The sequence below is a fragment of the Streptomyces sp. NPDC029159 genome, from assembly GCF_055564055.1.
This window is the reverse complement of the sequence record NZ_JBVHWT010000006.1, coordinates 89,687-106,369: the sequence shown is the minus strand read 5'-3', so window position 1 is coordinate 106,369 and position 16,683 is coordinate 89,687. Positions and strand designations below refer to the sequence as shown.

12 protein-coding genes are annotated in these 16,683 nt (G+C 71.2%); 8 read left to right on the top strand and 4 right to left on the bottom strand.

Annotation, left to right across the window (positions count from 1 at the left end):
- Positions 1-66: 66 nt before the first annotated feature.
- Positions 67-963 carry a helix-turn-helix transcriptional regulator gene (locus ACZ4U4_RS14790; RefSeq protein ID WP_467873381.1) on the bottom strand — a complete coding sequence of 299 codons (897 nt, stop codon included), beginning with the start codon at positions 961-963 and terminating at the stop codon, positions 67-69.
- Between the two features lie 279 nt (positions 964-1,242).
- On the opposite strand from ACZ4U4_RS14790, the gene ACZ4U4_RS14785 reads away from it, so the two are divergent.
- The 3 genes from ACZ4U4_RS14785 (at position 1,243) to ACZ4U4_RS14775 (ending at position 3,695) form a co-directional block, all read left to right on the top strand.
- Positions 1,243-2,175 carry an alpha/beta hydrolase gene (locus tag ACZ4U4_RS14785; protein ID WP_467873378.1) on the top strand — a complete coding sequence of 311 codons (933 nt, stop codon included), beginning with the start codon at positions 1,243-1,245 and terminating at the stop codon, positions 2,173-2,175.
- Positions 2,176-2,288: 113 nt separating this feature from the next.
- Positions 2,289-3,221, top strand: coding sequence for an alpha/beta hydrolase (locus ACZ4U4_RS14780; RefSeq protein WP_467873376.1), 933 nt, complete (start codon positions 2,289-2,291; stop codon positions 3,219-3,221).
- Positions 3,222-3,329: 108 nt separating this feature from the next.
- Positions 3,330-3,695 carry a 2'-5' RNA ligase family protein gene (locus ACZ4U4_RS14775; RefSeq protein WP_467873373.1) on the top strand — a complete coding sequence of 122 codons (366 nt, stop codon included), beginning with the start codon at positions 3,330-3,332 and terminating at the stop codon, positions 3,693-3,695.
- A 46-nt stretch (positions 3,696-3,741) separates the two neighbouring features.
- Here ACZ4U4_RS14775 and ACZ4U4_RS14770 read toward each other — a convergent pair whose 3' ends face one another.
- Positions 3,742-6,411, bottom strand: a complete 2,670-nt coding sequence (locus ACZ4U4_RS14770) for an NACHT domain-containing protein (RefSeq protein WP_467873370.1) — start codon at positions 6,409-6,411, stop codon at positions 3,742-3,744.
- 108 nt (positions 6,412-6,519) lie between these two features.
- Positions 6,520-8,232 carry a CocE/NonD family hydrolase gene (locus ACZ4U4_RS14765; protein ID WP_467873368.1) on the bottom strand — a complete coding sequence of 571 codons (1,713 nt, stop codon included), beginning with the start codon at positions 8,230-8,232 and terminating at the stop codon, positions 6,520-6,522.
- Between the two features lie 125 nt (positions 8,233-8,357).
- Between ACZ4U4_RS14765 and ACZ4U4_RS14760 the strand changes: the two genes are divergently transcribed.
- From ACZ4U4_RS14760 to ACZ4U4_RS14740, 5 genes are all read left to right on the top strand, one after another.
- Entirely contained in the window at positions 8,358-9,074 is a 717-nt protein-coding gene (locus ACZ4U4_RS14760; protein ID WP_467873365.1) for a TetR/AcrR family transcriptional regulator C-terminal domain-containing protein, read from the top strand.
- A 260-nt stretch (positions 9,075-9,334) separates the two neighbouring features.
- Positions 9,335-11,392 carry a phosphocholine-specific phospholipase C gene (locus tag ACZ4U4_RS14755; protein WP_467873362.1) on the top strand — a complete coding sequence of 686 codons (2,058 nt, stop codon included), beginning with the start codon at positions 9,335-9,337 and terminating at the stop codon, positions 11,390-11,392.
- Positions 11,393-11,632: 240 nt separating this feature from the next.
- Entirely contained in the window at positions 11,633-13,174 is a 1,542-nt protein-coding gene (locus tag ACZ4U4_RS14750) for an alpha/beta fold hydrolase (RefSeq protein ID WP_467873359.1), read from the top strand.
- Positions 13,175-13,202: 28 nt separating this feature from the next.
- Positions 13,203-13,535 carry a hypothetical protein gene (locus ACZ4U4_RS14745; protein ID WP_467873356.1) on the top strand — a complete coding sequence of 111 codons (333 nt, stop codon included), beginning with the start codon at positions 13,203-13,205 and terminating at the stop codon, positions 13,533-13,535.
- Positions 13,532-15,265 carry a helix-turn-helix domain-containing protein gene (locus ACZ4U4_RS14740; RefSeq protein ID WP_467873353.1) on the top strand — a complete coding sequence of 578 codons (1,734 nt, stop codon included), beginning with the start codon at positions 13,532-13,534 and terminating at the stop codon, positions 15,263-15,265. The genes ACZ4U4_RS14745 and ACZ4U4_RS14740 overlap by 4 nt, the downstream gene beginning before the upstream one ends.
- 98 nt (positions 15,266-15,363) lie before the next feature.
- Here the strand turns inward: ACZ4U4_RS14740 and ACZ4U4_RS14735 are convergent, their stop codons facing one another.
- Positions 15,364-15,957, bottom strand: coding sequence for a snapalysin family zinc-dependent metalloprotease (locus tag ACZ4U4_RS14735; protein ID WP_467873349.1), 594 nt, complete (start codon positions 15,955-15,957; stop codon positions 15,364-15,366).
- Positions 15,958-16,683 lie beyond the last annotated feature (726 nt).

The following is a 16,683-nucleotide window of genomic DNA, read 5'->3' as shown; positions in this document are numbered from 1 at the left end:
CATCCCTTTACCTAAAGGGAGTTGATGCCGTGAGACCGGACGGCCTAGGCGGCGCCACCGGGAACGTCACGTCTGTCGGTCGGTGCGGGCGGAGCCGTCGGCGGACGGGGACGCTTCTTCGGTGGCGGACCACGTGGCGAGGAGCTGGAGCCTGTCGTGGTCGGGGGTGTGCGGCGGGGCGCTGAGGGCGGTGAGGGTGAGGCCGGGCTGGGCGGGCAGTTCCAGCGTGTCGAAGTCGAGGGTGATCTCGCCGACGGCGGGATGGTGGAAGGTCTTGCGGCCGGTGTGGTGCAGGCGGACGTTGTGTTTGGCCCAGGCGGTGCGGAATTCCTCGCTGCGGGTGACGAGCTCGCCGATCAGGCCGGTCAGCTCGGTGTCGCCGGGGGCGCGGCCGGCTTCGGTGCGCAGCAGGGAGACGGTCGTGTTCACCATCTCCTCCCAGCGGGGGAAGAAGTCGCGCCCGGCGGGGTCGAGGAACTGGAAACGGGCGATGTTGACCGGCTCCCGGGCGCCGTCGGCGTACAGCGGGCTGTACAGGGCGCGGCAGAGGGGGTTGGCCGCGAGGATGTCCAGGCGTCCGTTGCTGAGGAAGGCCGGGCAGCCGGTCATGGAGTTCAGGACGCGCAGCACGCTGTCCGGCAGCGGTCCGCGTGGGCGCTTGGCGCGGCGGGCGGGGCGTTTGGCGGCGGCGCGGGCCAGGTCGTAGAGGTGGGCGCGCTCGGCGTCGTCGAGTTGGAGGGCCCCGGCGACGGCGTCGAGGACCTCCTCGGACGCGCCGGCCAGCCGACCGCGCTCCAGACGGACGTAGTAGTCGATGCTGACGCCGGCGAGCAGAGCGACTTCCTCGCGGCGCAGACCGGGCACGCGCCGGTTGCCGCCGAAAGCGGGCAGCCCCGCCTGCTGCGGGCTGATCTTGGCGCGGCGGGAGGCCAGGAACTCGCGAATGTCACTCTCGGTACTCACGTCTCCAGGCTAGAACGGCTTCCGTGAGCGTGGGGGGTTCTGCCGGTACCTGTAACGGCAGGCCCTTCTCCACCTCTGTGACCTGCTGTTTCCTCGATATCGGCGCCGGTTGGAGGTCGCTTCCGCCCCTTGGAAGCTCTCTTTCGGCCGGGTGCCGAACGGCTACTCCGGCCGCAGAGTGAAGGCACGCCCTGGAAACCGAACCGGCCCACACCCGGGACGGTCTCCCGCACCTGCGCCCCCTGGCCTCCCAACCCTGCACCACGTAAGGAACGAACAGTGGAATCCCTCACCTTCCCCAACGGTCAGATCACCATGGCGGGCAACCTCCACCTGCCCGGGAACTTCGACCCGAACGGCAGCCACCCGGCGATCGTCGTCGTCCACCCCGGCGGCGGCGTGAAGGAGCAGGCCGCCGGTCTGTACGCGGGCAAGCTCGCCGAGCAGGGCTTCGTGGCCCTCGCCTTCGACGCCTCCTTCCAGGGCGACAGCGGCGGCGAACCGCACCACCTGGAGGACCCCTACGCCCGCGTCGAGGACGTGCGCGCTGCCGTCGACCACCTGCAGTCCCTGCCCTACGTCGACCCCGAGCGCATCGGCGCCCTCGGCATCTGCGCCGGCGGCGGCTACACCGTCAACGCCGCGCTGACCGACTACCGCATCAAGGCCCTGACCACCGTCAGCGCCGTCAACATCGGCACCTCCTTCCGCCGCAACTGGTACGGCACCGACTCCGACGCCGCCGCCGTGCCCACCCTCCAGGCACTCGCCCAGCAGCGCACCGCCGAGGCCGCGCGGGGCGCCGAGCCCGCCTACCTCCCCTACGTCCCGGCCGAGCCGGACGAGAACACCCCGCGCGACCTGGTCGAGGCCGGCGACTACTACCTCACCCCGCGCGCCCAGCACCCCAACGCCAAGAACACGTTCCTCTTCACCAGGAGCGTTTCGCGCATCTTCACCTTCGACGCCTTCCACATGGTCGAGGACCTGCTCACCCAGCCCGTCCTCATCGTGGCCGGCAGCGAGGCCGGTTCGCTGTGGATGTCCACCGAACTGCACGGCCGCGTCCGCAGCCCCAAGCAGCTCCGGGTCGTCGAGGGCGGCACCCACATGGACTTCTACGACGTCCCGAAGTACGTCGACCAGGCCATCGCCGCGGCCACCCCGTTCTTCACCGAGCACCTCACGGCCGAGCCTGCTCCAGAGCGCTGAACCGTCCCAGGACGGTGGCGGCGGGGCGCACCTCCGCCCCGGCCGCCGCCACGTCAACGCTTCGCAGCGGCCCGCCTGCCTCCGCCCCCACTCTCCAGATGAGGAATCCCCTGATGACCGACACGATCAAGCACGCCACCGTCAAGGCCCTGGCCTGGGATCTGGCGGCCGACATCCATCTCCCCCCGGAGTTCGACGAGACCCGGACCTACCCCGCGATCGTGAGCGTCCACCCCATCGGCTCGTGCAAGGAGCAGACGTCCGGCAGCGTCTACGCGACGGCACTGGCCGACGAAGGGTTCGTCGTCCTCGCCTACGACGCCTCCTTCCAGGGCGCGAGCGGCGGAACCCCGCGGTCGATCGAGGACCCGTTCTTCCGCGTCCAGGACATCGGCTACGCCATCGACCACCTCGTGACGCTGCCGTACGTCGACGCCGACCGCATCGGTGTCATCGGCGTGTGCGGAGGCGGCGGCTACGCCGTCAACGCCGCCATGACCGACCGCCGCATCAAGGCCGTCGGCAGCGTCACCGGCGTGAACTTCGGACGCCTCATGCACGAGGCGTTCAGCGGCTACGACCCCCTCGCCACCCTCGACGCCATCGCCGAGCAGCGCACGGCCGAGGCACGCGGGGCCGAACCCCGGGTGGACCCGTACCTGCCGCCCTCGCCCGAGGCAGCCGCGGAGCAGGGCCTCACCGAGCTCGACCTGACCGAGGCCACCGACTACTACCGCACCGCCCGCGGCCGGGCGCCGGGCGGCCGCACCGAGGCCCTGTTCTCCCGGCAGGCGTCGTCGGTCGGCTGGGACGCCTTCCACCGCGCCGAGGTCCTCCTCACACGGCCGCTGTGCATCGTCGTCGGGGACAAGCCCGGAGCGTTCGGCGCCTACCGGGACGGCCTGGAGATCTACCGCCGCGCGGCATCCGACGACAAGGAACTCGTCGTCGCGGAGGGCTTCTCCCACTACGACCTGTACGACCGTCCCGAGCCGGTCAAGATCGCCCTGGACCGTCTGATCCCGTTCTACAAGAAGCACCTCTGACACCGTCGCCGTTCCCGAGCCGCCGCCGGACATCCCTCCGCCCAAAGACCGACAACGCTGACGACCGCGGTGCAGCCCTCGGTGTGCGGGCTGGAAGGATGCTGTGCCATGTCGGACAACAGCACAAGTGCATTCCGGAGAGGTCGGACGGGGCTCGTCGTCAGGGTGCCGGACGCGGAGCCGGCCGTCCGCGGATGGCGTGAGCGGTTCGATCCGTCGGCGCAGGCAGGGGTTTCGGCCCACATCACGGTGCTCTTCCCGTTCCTCGACGAGAGCCGGATGGACGGGGGCGTCCGCGCGGCCCTGTCGGACGTCCTCGGCCGGCACCCCGCCTTCGACCTGCGGTTCGAGAGCTGCGGAGATCGAGGCGGACCTCTCCGGCGCACTCCCCGTCACCTCCCGCGTCTCCGCCGTCGACCTCATGGCGTACGACGGCGCCGCCTGGCACCTGCGGGAGTCCTTCGCGCTGCGTGACTGAAGGGGGCCGTGACGGCGAGGGCGGAGAAACGCGTCCGGCTTTCTACTGCCCCAGCGGCTCCGGGTCGTCCCGGTGGGCGAAGACGATCTGTACGGAGTCGGGGATGGTGTGGGCGTCGAGCGGGTGGGGCGGTTCCGGGAGGACGAGGGTGCGCAGGTGGGGGAAGCGGGCGAGCCAGTTCATGCTGCGGAAGACGGTGGTGTAGCCCTCCCGCAGCCACAGATGGGTGAGCCGCTCCGGGGACAGGTGGGAGGCGAGGTCGCCGGGGTGGTGGGTGCCGAGGATCTGGATCCGGGCGCGGCCGCCCATCGCGCGGAGTGCCCTGAGGTGTTCGGTGCTCGCGGCGGTGAAGTACAGCTCGTCGCCCTCCGGGAGGTGGGAGATGATCTCCTCGGCGTAGGCGGCACAGTCGAAACGGTGCCATGACCAGGCCAGTTGGCGGCGCACCGCCAAGGAGGGATGGGTCCGGAAGCCGGTCAGATAGGCGATGGAGGCGTTGGAGGCCAGCCGGGTGGCGGTGATGACGCACGCCTCGGCCTGGTTGTCTTCGAGGTTGTCGGGCCCGGGCAGCATCGCGATCATGTTCGGTCCGCCGTACTCGGCCAACCGCCGGGCGGCCCCGGGGGAGCCCGGCGGCAGCAGGTCGCGGGTCAGCAGCATGATGTTCGCCTGCAGCATCGAGTCGACCTCGGGGGCGTGGTCCAGGCAGGACCGCGCGAGCAGAACGCGGCGCAGCGGCAGCCGTCGTCCCTTGAGGGACTTCGACGCGGGAGCCTTGCGCGCCCGCTGGAAGTGGAGTTGGGGCCGTCCCGAGCTCGCGCCCTCGGGGGGCCGGGTGTCGTCGAGGACGGGGACGATCCCGCGCAGGATACGGGCCCGTTCGTCCGGCCGGCCGTGGGCCACGGCCATGCGGATGACGTCCTCCCACTGGGGGTTCTCGGCGTTGTTCTCCAGCCACGGGAAGTCACGGGCCTCGACGATGGCCTTGGCGGCCAGGTAGTCCTGGAACGTGCGGTGGATGAAGTCCACCGTGTCGGTGGTGGGTTGCCGCAGGACACCGCTGCGGTCCAGCAGGTACCGCAGCACGCTCTCCGCATCGGCGTCGATGTGCGTCATCGACGGCAGATGATCGGCGAGGATGGCGTGTGCGTCGTCCCGGACCATCTCGGAGCGGTCGTTGCGCACCATCCAGTGGGCGATCCGCTGCAACAGAGCGATCTGCGGTTCTTTCCCGATCCGCAGATCGCCCGGGCGGTGCATCCCGCGTTCGAGGTCACGGCGTTCCAGGAGCATGGCGAGGGCGGCGTCGTAGAGCTCCTTGCGGTCCTCGGGCAGGAACCCGTGGCGCTCGCGGTGGAGGGCGCAGAGCAGACCGCACATCAGGGGGTTGACGGCCAGTTCTCCCAGATACGGCTTGGTGCGGACGGCCATCAGCAGGGCCTCGGCCTGTTCGTCCCCGGCGCGTGCCGCCGTGTGCCACCGCCGGATGAACGCGGTGATGTCCTCCTCCGTCATGGGCATCAGGGACAGTTCCTCGAACGTGTCCGACTGCAGCCAGTCGTCATGGACCGCGGAGGGGCGCGTCGTCACCAGCCAGAGATTCCGCTCGGGGAAGGAGGCGATGAGTTTGTGCAGCCACTGCCGGGCGGCCTCGCGCATGTGGCGGGGGACCTCGTCCACCCCGTCGATGAGCAGCAGCCCGCGGCCGGCGGTGAGCACCCGCTCCGCCCACCCGTCGGGGTCGGTCAGGGGGAAGCCCACCGAGGAGAGGAATTCCGCCGGGCGGGGCAGCTTTCCGCGGGCGAGGGTCCGCAGCGGCAGGACGAACGGGACCCGGCCGCGCAGCGCCCCCAGTTCGTCCGGCAGTTTCTCGCGAGCGGTGGAGACGGCCAGCCACTGCAGCAGTGTCGTCTTGCCGGAGCCCGCCAGACCGCGCAGCAGCACCCGGTCGCGCCCCGCAAGGATGCGTTCGGTGGGGACGGGCACCGCCGGGCCCTGCCGGGTCTCGGTCTCCAGGGAGATGTACGCGGTGTCGAGCTGCCATTCGCGGGCGTGGCACAGATCCAGTCCGTAGATCGTCAACTCGCTGTGGCGGCGGACGAGATGCTGCGCGTATCGCGCCTCGAACTCCGCATCCCGGGAATCGACGCTGGGGAGGCGGTCCAGCAGCGTCGACGTGTCGGAGCGTATGAGGCCCTGCCGCCGGGTCTGCTCCACGAGGGTGCGCGCCACGAAGGTGGACCGCTGGGAGAAGAAGTCGAGGATGTGGCGGCAGGCCACGCGTAGGACGGCGTCGTGAAGGATCACGGCGTCCTCGGACAGGAACAGGAAGGCGGACGGAGGGACTTCTGCCTTCAGGCGGTCCGCCAGTCCGTCCTCGCCCAGCTCGACGGCCTGGACGTCGTCCATGTCCAGGTCGCCGAGCGCGTGGAGGGTGAAGGCGAGGGCGTGCGCGGTGGCGGCCACTTCGTCCGGGGCGGGCCGGTCACCGGACGGCAGCGGCTCGACCGCCCGCCGCACCAGCTCCGACGCCAGTCTGTGCAGATCCTTCTCGCTGAGCCGCTTCTTCTCGCCGCGGAAGGAGAGCCACCCCGACATCCGTACCGGCCGCCCCACCACACCCGCGCCGGGCCCGTCCGCGACGAGCAACTTCCGTACCAGCGGCTGGAGTGCGGCCGTCCCCAGCCGCGTGGCGATGACCGACGGATCCATCTGACAGTCCCCTCCCGTACGCCGTGCCGTGTCCGGCCGTGCGGATCGAGTATGGCGGATCTGCCGCAGGGGATTTCCCGGTCCGCGGGGAGCCCGGGACGCCTGGCGTCAGTGGCCGGCGGGTGGGTCGGTGAGTGGCGGGGGCGGGGTGCTGCAGGGGAGCGTCAGCGCCGAGTCGGTGTGGAGCGTGAGGTGGACGGGGGTGAGCGCGGTGGCGTCGAGAGGGGGGTGGTCGGTGCCGGGGTGGCGGGCGAAGCGGGGGTGGGCGGCCGCGCTGAGCTGCCAGCGGATGCGGTGTCCGGCGGCGAAGTGGTGGGCGGTGGAGCTCATCGGGACGGTGAGGTGGGTGGGGGAGTGCCCGGTGGTCCGGAGCAGTCCGAGGCCGTCGCAGACGTTGAGGGAGCGGCCTTGCGGGTCGACGTCGCACAGGCGGGTGAAGACGTGGGCGTGGCCGGTGTCCGCGGAGACGCTCAGCCGGGCCGTGACCGGGCCCAGGATCTCGACGGGTTCGGTCAGCGGCGGGCCGGTGAAGGTGAGGACGTCGTCGCGGGATTCCAGCGGGCCGTTGTCCCGGGGGCCCGCGGTGCGGGAGAGGAGGGGGCCGCCGAGGGAGGGCGTGGGGTCCTCGGGGTCGTAGCGGAAGGACGCCAGCGGCGCGGAGCCCGTGGGGGCCCGCCGGGTGAGGCGCCGGTCCGGGGCGGGGTGCCATGCGGTGGGGGTGGCCGGTGGGGGCCACGCGGCGAGGTCGTGCCAGGTGCGGCGGCCACCGAGATGGATGCGTACGGGGGTTGGGCGCAGGCCGCCGGAATCGGCGTGCAGATGGGCGCGGAGCCAGGCGAGGCTTTCGGTGAAGACAAGGGGCCAGCCCCGGCCCAGGGCGGAGGTGTGGGTCCAGGGGCCGACCAGGAGGGACGAGGGGCGGCCCGCCCGGCGCAGTCGCGCGTACTGCGCGAAGGTCTGGTCGGCGAGCGCGTCGTGCCATCCGGTGATCAGGGCCGTGGGCACGCCGGGCCGTTCTGCGGCCTCGGTCAGGCAGGCGCCGTCCCAGTAGGGGTCCTCGGGGTCGGGGTGGGACATCGCGCCGTCCAGCCAGGGAGGTTCACCGCCGAGGGCGGCGGCGTAGGCCCCGCGCAGGGGGCGGGCGCCGATGATGTCGCGCAGACGGCGCTGCAGCCGCAGGGTGGCTCTGGCGAACGGTGCCACGCCCTGGTGCTGATGGGCCATGCCGACGGCGGTGGCGAGGGTGTTCTCCAGGCGCGGCGCGCCGTCCGCGTGGAAGAGGGCGTGCGGGTCGTGCAGCCCCACCTGGACGACCATGGCCTTGAGCTCCGGCGGCGGGTCGAGGGCGAGGGCCCACTGGACGTAACCGAGGTAGCTGGGGCCGATGGTGCCCAGTGTGCCGTGGAACCACGGTTGCCCGCGGAGCCAGGCGACCGTCGCCCGGCCGTCGGCGGCTTCGTTGCGCCACAGGTCGAAGACGCCGCCCGAGCCGCCGGTGCCGCGGCAGCTCTGCAGCACCACGTGGAAGCCCTGCTCGGCGAAGAGCAGACCGAACTGCGGTGACCAGGGCAGGCCCCGGCCGTAGGGGGAGCGGACCAGGAGGGTGGGGAAGTCGCCTTCCGCACGCGGGAAGTAGTGGTCGGTGCGGAGCGGGCTGCCGTCGGCGCCCGGCACCATCAGCCCCGGCTCCCACCCGGCCCGGTACCGCCTCGCCGGCAGCCCTCGCCAGGTGGCCCTCAGCAGCCGCGACGACAGCGGCGGCCTCCCGGCGGGCGGCACCCACACCGCCCCGCCCACGGCACCGCGCTCGGTCGACGTCATGGTCCCCCTCCGTTCCCCGTGTTCCCACGGATCTCAATTCCGTACAGCGTACGAGAATAAACTCCAGGAGGTAAGAGTGCTTGGATGACCACCGCAGGAGCACCCACCAGAAAAGGACCTCAGACGTGCCCCACGGCGCACCGCCCGGCTCCACCGGCCCCGACCCCGAACAGCTCTGGCTGCGCCCCGCCACACCCCGCCGGGGCCGCCGCCCCTCCTTCAGCCGCGAGACGATCACCGCGGCGGCCGTCGCGCTGGCGGATGCGGAAGGGCTGGACGCGGTCACCATGCGCCGGGTGGCCACCGAGGTCGGCGCAGGCGTCATGTCCCTCTACAGCTACGCACCCGACAAGGAGACGCTGCTGGAGCTGATGGTCGATCACGTCGCCGGCGAACTCACCGTCACCGACCCACCCACCGGCGACTGGCGCACCGACCTGAAAACCCTCGCCCACCGGCAACGCACCCATATGCTCCGCCATCCCTGGCTGCCCGCCGCGCTGACCACGCGCCGCACTCCGGGCCCCCGCACCCTGGCCTTCCTGGAACACGTACTTGCCGCGCTGCGCCCCACCGCTCTGGACGGCGCGGCCAAGCTGGAGGTCTTCGCCCAGCTCACCGCGTTCGTGGCCGGTCATGTGCGCCACGAGATCGCGCAGTCCGCCCTCGCACACTCCCCGGCCCGGGCCGCAGCCGAGTCCCGCTATCTCGCCGCCGTCGCCGCCGACGGCTCCCACCCGGAACTCGCCGAAGCCCTCTCCGCCCCGGGGCGCCCCCTGGACGCCGAGGCGACGTTCAGCCGGTTTCTGGGGCGACTGCTCGACGGCGTGGAGGCGGGCTGAATCGACGCCTCCGCCGCGGGCGCCCGGTGCCCCGGCAGCGCCGTCGGCCCGTTCCACCGCCCGTGCGGCCCGGCATCAGCCGCGCCGCCCCCGCGGCCCCGCCTCCTCCGGACCTGCCGCCCCCGGACACCTCCCGGCCACCTCGCCCTCTTCCCGGCATCCGTCCCACTTGGAACACTCGGCTCTCCGTCCCGTCCCGCACCGCCTGTCACCACGCCGCCCGACCGCGGCGCACCCCCACACACCAAGAGGTCCAGGCCATGCCAGAGCTCAACCGCCGCAGGTTCCTTCAGATAGCCGGCGCGACCGCGGCGCTCTCCGCACTGTCGGGCAGCATCGCCCGCGCCGTGTCCATACCGGCCCGCCGCAGCACCGGCACGCTCCAGGACGTCGAGCACATCGTCGTGCTGATGCAGGAGAACAGGTCCTTCGACCACTACTTCGGCACCCTGAGAGGCGTCCGCGGCTTCGGCGACCCGCGCCCGGTGACGCTGCCGAGCGGTAAACCCGTCTGGCACCAGCCCGACGGCACCGCCGACCTGCTGCCCTACCACCCGGACGCCGAGAACCTCGGCATGCAGTTCATCCAGGGCCTCAACCACGACTGGGCGGGCGGCCACCAGGCATGGAACGACGGCCGGTACGACCGGTGGATCGCCGCCAAGGGCACCGGAACCATGGCCCACCTCACCCGGAAGGACATCCCCTTCCACCACGCCCTCGCCGACGCCTTCACCGTCTGCGACTCCTACCACTGCTCGATGATCGGAGCCACCGATCCCAACCGCTACTACCTCTTCTCCGGCCACGCCGGGAACGACGGCAAGGACGGCGGTCCGGTCCTCGGCAACGAGGAGGCCGGATACGGCTGGACGACCTACCCGGAGCGGCTGGAACAGGCCGGAATCTCCTGGAAGGTCTACCAGGACATCGGCGACGGCCTGAACGCCGACGGCGGCTGGGGCTGGATCGACGACGCCTACCGCGGCAACTACGGCGACAACTCCCTGCTCTACTTCAACCGGTACCGCACCGCCCAGCCGGGCGACCCGTTCCACGACAAGGCCCGCACCGGCACCGACGCCAAGAACGGCGACGGCTACTTCGACCACCTCAAAGCCGACGTCCAGGCCGGAAAGCTGCCGCAGATCTCCTGGATCGCCGCCCCCGAAGCGTTCAGCGAACACCCCAACTGGCCTGCCAACTACGGCGCCTGGTACGTCTCACAGGTCCTCGACGCCCTGACCTCCAACCCCGAGGTGTGGAGCCGGACGGCGCTGTTCCTGACCTACGACGAGAACGACGGCTACTTCGACCACGTCCTGCCGCCCTTCCCGCCGGCCTCCGCCGATCAGGGCGCCTCGACCGTCGACACCACCCTCGACCACTTCCCCGGCAACGCCACCTACGCCGCCGGCCCCTACGGGCTCGGCCAACGCGTCCCCATGCTCGTCATCTCCCCGTGGAGCACCGGGGGTTACGTCTGCTCCGAGGTCTTCGACCACACCTCCGTCATCCGCTTCATGGAACGCCGCTTCGGCGTCGAGGAACCGCACATCTCACCCTGGCGGCGCGCCATCTGCGGCGACCTGACCTCCGCCTTCGACTTCACCCGCCAGGACACCGCCCCCGCCGCCCTGCCCGGCACCGGCGCCTACGAACCGCCGGACAAGGACCGCCACGACAGCTACGTCCCGCACCCGCCCGCCACCGGGGCCCTCCCCACGCAGGAGCCCGGCTCCCGCCCGACCCGTCCGCTGCCGTACGCCCCGCTGGTGGACGGAGCCGCCGCTCCCGACACCGGCAAATACACCCTGACGTTCAGCGCCGGTGACCACGCCGGAGCCTGCTTCACCGTCACCGCGGGCAACCGCACCGACGGCCCGTGGACCTACACCACCCACGCCGGCAAGCAGCTCTCCGACACCTGGAACACCGCCTACTCCCACGGCGTCTACGACCTGTCGGTCTTCGGCCCCAACGGCTTCCTGCGCACCTTCCGGGGCACCGGCACCACCACCGGCCCCGAGGTCACCGCCCGGCACGACGCATCCACCGGCAACCTCACCCTGACCCTCACCAATCCCGGCACCGCCGACTGCCGCCTCACCCTCACCAACGCCTACGACGACACCACCGCGACCCTCACGGTCCCCGCGGGCGGCACCCTCCGGCACACCGCCGACCTGCGCGCCGGAAAACGCTGGTACGACCTGTCCGTCGGCTCCGACTCCGACCCCTCGTACCTGCGCCGCCTCGCCGGCCATGTGGAGAACGGCGAGCCGGGCGTCAGCGACCCGGGGCTCATCACGGCTTGAGGAGCGGACACGGGAACGCCGAGTTGAGGGAGTGACTGGGCCGTCAACTCGGCAGTTCTGTGCTGTAGATGGAGATACGGGCGGCCGGGATGCAGGCGCATGTCATACCTGGGTAGCGCCCGGCGTACGCACCGAGTCTGAGTCATGGCCGTCGTAGTGAAGTCCACGGGTTGATTCGCCGGCCCCTACCGGTACGCGATCGTCGTAGCGATCATGAAGACGACCGGAAGGAACGGACCGGTGCGCACACGACGCTGGGCTCTCCTGCTCGCGGCGGGGGCCCTCGCCACGCTGTACCCCGTCCTGCTGCCCGCGCAGGCATCCGCCGCGGACCCGCTGTACCGCTTCCACCACCAGCGCCCGGCATGGCACCGCTGCGCCGCCACGACGCCCGCCGCCTATCAGTGCGCAACGCTCCGGGTGCCGCTCGACTACCGCCGTCCCACCGGCAAGGCCATCGACCTCGCCGTCTCCCGGGTGAGGACGAGCATCCCGGGCAAGCGGCACGGTGTGATGCTCTTCAACCCCGGAGGGCCGGGGATGGAGGGAGTGGCGATACCCCTGGTGATGGCCCACACCATGCCGAAGGAGGTCCGCGAACGGTACGACCTGATCGGCTTCGACCCCCGCGGCGTGGGCCGCAGTACGCCCCTCAGCTGTGGTCTGACCGAACCGGAACGGAACATCAAGCACCCCTACCACCCCGGCACCTACCAACAGGACGTCACCTGGGCCCGGACCGTCGCCGCGAAGTGCCGGGCGCACCACGGCGACGACCTGCGGCACTTCACCACCCGTAACACCGCCCGCGACATGGACGTCCTGCGCACCGTGCTCGGTGAGAAGAAGCTGTCCTACTTCGGCACCTCGTACGGCACCTACCTCGGCGCCGTCTACACGCAGCTCTTCCCCGGGCGCACCGACCGCTCCGTCCTGGACAGCGCCGTCGACCCCGCCAGAATCTGGCGCGGCATGTTCCAGTCGTGGGCCGAGGGCGCCGAACCTGCCTTCACCCGCTGGACGCGGTGGACCGCCCGCCACGACAGCACCTACCGCCTCGGGACCACCCCGGCCGCGGTGAAGAAGTCCTTCTGGGATCTCATCGCCCGGGCCGACCGCCACCCGGTCCCGCACGAGGGTGACACCCTCAACGGCGACGGCATCCGCGCCCTGCTGCAGACCCGGTTCGTCACGCCGGAGAACGCCGCCGACACCGTCGCCGACATACGGAAGGCCGCCGACGGAGCCGCACCCGCACAGCGCGGCAAGGCTGCGGAGGACGGCACGCCCGCGGACGGCACCGACGACGGCAACCCCACCGGCGACGCCCCCGCCGACAACAGCACCGCCGCCTTCTGGTCGGTCGTCTGCGGCGACACGGCCTGGCCCCGTGACCCCGCGCAGTACCGGCGCGACGCGGCCCGCGACAAGCGGAAGTACCCGCTCTACGGCGACTTCACCTCCACCATCACCCCCTGCGCCTTCTGGGCAGAGCCGACGGAGCAGACCACCGTCGTCAACAACACCACCGGCGTGCTCACCGTTCAGAACCAGTGGGACTCCCAGACCCCGCTCGCCAGCGGCCTCGGTATGCACCGCGCCCTGAAGGGCTCGCGCATGCTCTACATAGCCGGCGGTGAAGGTCACGCCGTCTACTCGGCGGATCCCCGGAGCTGCGCCAATCGCACCATCAACGCCTACCTGGCCACCGGGCGCCTCCCGTCCCGTGACGTCACCTGCCAGGCCCCCGACGCCTCGGCAAGGACGACACCGGCACACTGACGCCCACCGGTGGTCCCGGCCGCTGACCGTGAGCCATCTCATCCGCAAAACGCCGATCGTCAATGTTTTGACTGCCGTAGCGGGAATTGACACCATCAATGGTGTGTCGGATTTTGCTGAGGATGAGTGTGAGCTTGCTGCGGCGGTCGAGGCGCTGAAGACCGCCGAGGAGCGGGTCGCCGCCGCTCTGCGGGGCTATCTTGCCCGGGATCCGGTGACCGGGCGGCCGGTCCACGGCCGGATCGGACGGGCGGCGCAGATCACCGGGTGGGGCGAGCAGCGGGTGAAGGAAGTCGTCACCCCGGAGCTGGCCGAACGGCGCCGCGCCCGGCGCGCCGGTGCGGAGGCGGTGGAGCGATGAGCGAGTTCGAGGCCATCGACTCCCTGCTGGCATCCCTCGTCCCCGAAGCGGACCTTCCCGACCCGGAGGCCCGCCGGGCGCTGCGCGAACAGGCCGGACTCTCCAAAGCACAGGTGGCCCGTGCGCTGGGCGTGAGCCCTTCCACGGTCACCGGCTGGGAGTCCGGCCGTGACCCGGCCGGGCAGACCCGTGCGAAGTACGCCTATCTCCTGGACGGCCTGGCCGCGAAGCTCACCCCCGAGGCGGACGCCCCGCCCGTCTCCGGGGCGGACGCCCCGCTCACCCCCGAGCAGGGTGCTCCGGCCCGGAGGGGCGAGCCCGCCGAGGGCGTCACGGCGGCACCTGCCGGTGGCCACGGCGAAGCCGGCACCGAAGAGCCCGAGGGTGCCGAGCGCACCGAGAACTCTGAAGAACCCGAGGACGCCCAGCGCACCGAGGGCGTCGGCCAAGACGGCGATGACGGTGCCGGTGACGAGGTCGAAAGCCTGGCCGTGCCGGAGTCCTGCGTACTGTGCGGGCGCCCGGCCGTCCACCGGGTCGCCGGCTTTCCGCAGCATCTCAGCGCCGCCGACTGCCAGGGCGCCCCAGACGTCCCGGTGGTCGAGCAGAGCCCGCCGCCCACACCGGAACCGGCACCGGCGACCCCGCCGAAGGCGGGTGGCCCGCGCCGCGCCCCGGGGGCCCGGCACTCCACCGCGCAGCCCGGCAAGCCCGCCGCCCGACGTGGCCTCCGCTCCCCGTCCGAACCGCCCGACGCCATCGGAAAGGCGGTCCGGGCCGCCCTCGCCGACCACGACGGGGATACCGAAGCGGCCACGGCGGCGCTGGTGAGAAGGGCCATCCCGGATGCGATGGCGCTGTTGGACGAAACACGTAAAGGGGCCCGTTACGACATCATCGCCCACCCCTGGATGCCGGACATCCTCAAGAAGCAGAGCTCCCGCGGCCCCGACCACATCTGGGAGGCCCGCCCCAAATGGACCCGCGGCGAGCTGCCCCCGGGGGAACACCAGGTCACCGCACTCGACATCAACGGTGCGTATCTCTCGGCGCTCAAAACCCATCTGCCGATCGGTCAGCTGGAACACTCCACCGGCTTCGCCCACGACCGGCGCCGCGCCGGCGTCCACCTGATCACCCCGCCGCACTGGGACCACGAGCACACCCTGCCCAACCCGCTGGGCCAGCGCGACGAACCCGGACCGCTGTGGGTCACCGAACCCACCCTGCGCCTCCTGCAGCGCCTCTCGGGCCCCCGGTACGGACTGTGCGAACCGCCGGAAATCCATGAGTCCTACACCTCGGGCGCCACCGAGAATCTGCTGGAGAAATTCCGTACCGTCCTCAAGGACGCCCGCGACAACGCGCTCGCCGCCGATGACACGGTGACCTTGGAATACGTCAAGGCGATGTACGCGAAATTCGTCTCCACCATGGGCGAATCGAATTACAACCGGGAGCTGTACCGCCCCGACTGGATGCACCTCATCCGCTCCCAGGCATTCGCCAACCTCTGGATGAAAGCGCTCAAGGCCCACGAGGAGGGCCTGACCGTCGTACGCGCCATGGGCACCGACGAACTCCACCTCATCGGTGACTGGCGCCGTGTCTTCCCCGAAGGCCGCGCGGTGACCGAGGTCAAGGTCAAGGACGTCTACACCGCCGGCACCCCCGTGGAAGCCGCAGGGGATGCGGGGGAGGGGGATAGCCCGACCGTTCCGCCCCGGTAGCGGTGAACCGCCGGCGGGGCGGTGCCCGGCGGGTCCGGGGCGCTCCCACCCGGACGGCCGGCACACCGCCTCCACCTGCACCGCTGCGCGGTGGCCGATCAGCGCGAGGTGGCGAAAGCCGGGGCGTCGCGCCAGATGTCCACCACCACATGACGGCCCTTCAGGCGCGCTGCCGAGGCGCCGCGGGCGTAGTTCTGGTCGACCTGCGCCGCCTCGGTGGCATCCGGCTTGTCGTTGGTGCACGAGGGGCCCGGGCCGTGGCCGGACATGATCTCCGAGCACGGACCGTCGTAGTCGTCGGGCAGCCCGAGGATGTGCCCGGTCTCGTGCGTCGCGACCCGGGCGAGGTCGTAGCCCTCGGTCACCGCTTCCTCGCCCAGCTGCACTTCACCGCTGCCGCCCGGAAACACCGGCCCCAACGTCGACTGGGGCCAGCCGCTGGTCGCCTTGTAGACGAAGTCCGCCGAACCGGCCGAAGTCGCGGGCTGCAAATGCACATTGTGCTCCGCGGCATTCCAATTCTCCGCGGCCTTCTTGATCGCATCCGCCCACTTCCCGGCCCCACTGGCGTCGTAGGTGAGCGTGACGACCGCCGTCGTCGTCTCCGGTGCGGCCTGCGCCGGAACGCTCCCGGCCGTAGCGCCCAGCACGGCCGGGACCAGAGCCGCCACCGCGACAATTCGATTGATCATGAGCCTTGTTCGCCTCCTCAAGCATCAGTTGCCTTGCAAGCGGTAAGGCCACCACGCAGGAATCCACCGCCACAAGTCGGCAACCGGCCGCTCTCACACCCTTCAATTCCGCTGCACATGAAGAGAGTTCGGCAACTATGTCGCTCTATGGAGGCCGGCGCACCGGATGCTCCGGCTTTCGCCCGCGAGCGGGGTCCCGATCTGCCGGAGGTGCACCGCTCACACGGACTCGACCGGCGAATACCGGAGGATGAAGTCGGTGTCGGTGTTCCGGTCCGGATATGGTCCGGATCTCGGCGCACTGCCGCAGCGGAGGGGGCCGGCCGACGCACGAACCGGAGCCCGATCCGTGCCGCAAGTTCTTCCGGTTCCTCCGACCGGATGTCGCGGCGCACCCGGCCCCCTGATGTGCTGACCTGGGCCGTCATCGCCATCGGCGCCGACGGCGGATGGGCGCTGCGCGAGCAGTGCTAGCATGCCCGCGTGATCATCGAGGTTGACAGACTGTAGCCGCTTCGCAGGCGGCGTTCCCGGAGACATGTTCACCCTGTGGGGTGAGCGTGCTGTACCGCGTTTTCCAGGCACGGATGCCTTCGCGCCGTACTGTCCCTCTCTCCGGGCCGTGAGCGTGGTCACCGGTCTTCCCGTGGAAGCCGTTCCCTTCCCTCCGCACCCTGGGCACCGACCCTCTCCGTGCCCGGCGCCGGGCGACGAAGGGCGCGGGTA

Bases quoted from the DNA above. Each gene is read 5' to 3' on its own strand.
- ACZ4U4_RS14780 (WP_467873376.1), top strand. From the start codon at position 2,289: ATGACCGACACGATCAAGCACGCCACCGTCAAGGCCCTGGCCTGGGAT.
- ACZ4U4_RS14775 (WP_467873373.1), top strand. From the start codon at position 3,330: ATGTCGGACAACAGCACAAGTGCATTCCGGAGAGGTCGGACGGGGCTC.
- ACZ4U4_RS14770 (WP_467873370.1), bottom strand. From the start codon at position 6,411: ATGGATCCGTCGGTCATCGCCACGCGGCTGGGGACGGCCGCACTCCAG.
- ACZ4U4_RS14765 (WP_467873368.1), bottom strand. From the start codon at position 8,232: ATGACGTCGACCGAGCGCGGTGCCGTGGGCGGGGCGGTGTGGGTGCCG.
- ACZ4U4_RS14755 (WP_467873362.1), top strand. From the start codon at position 9,335: ATGCCAGAGCTCAACCGCCGCAGGTTCCTTCAGATAGCCGGCGCGACC.
- ACZ4U4_RS14740 (WP_467873353.1), top strand. From the start codon at position 13,532: ATGAGCGAGTTCGAGGCCATCGACTCCCTGCTGGCATCCCTCGTCCCC.
- ACZ4U4_RS14735 (WP_467873349.1), bottom strand. From the start codon at position 15,957: ATGATCAATCGAATTGTCGCGGTGGCGGCTCTGGTCCCGGCCGTGCTG.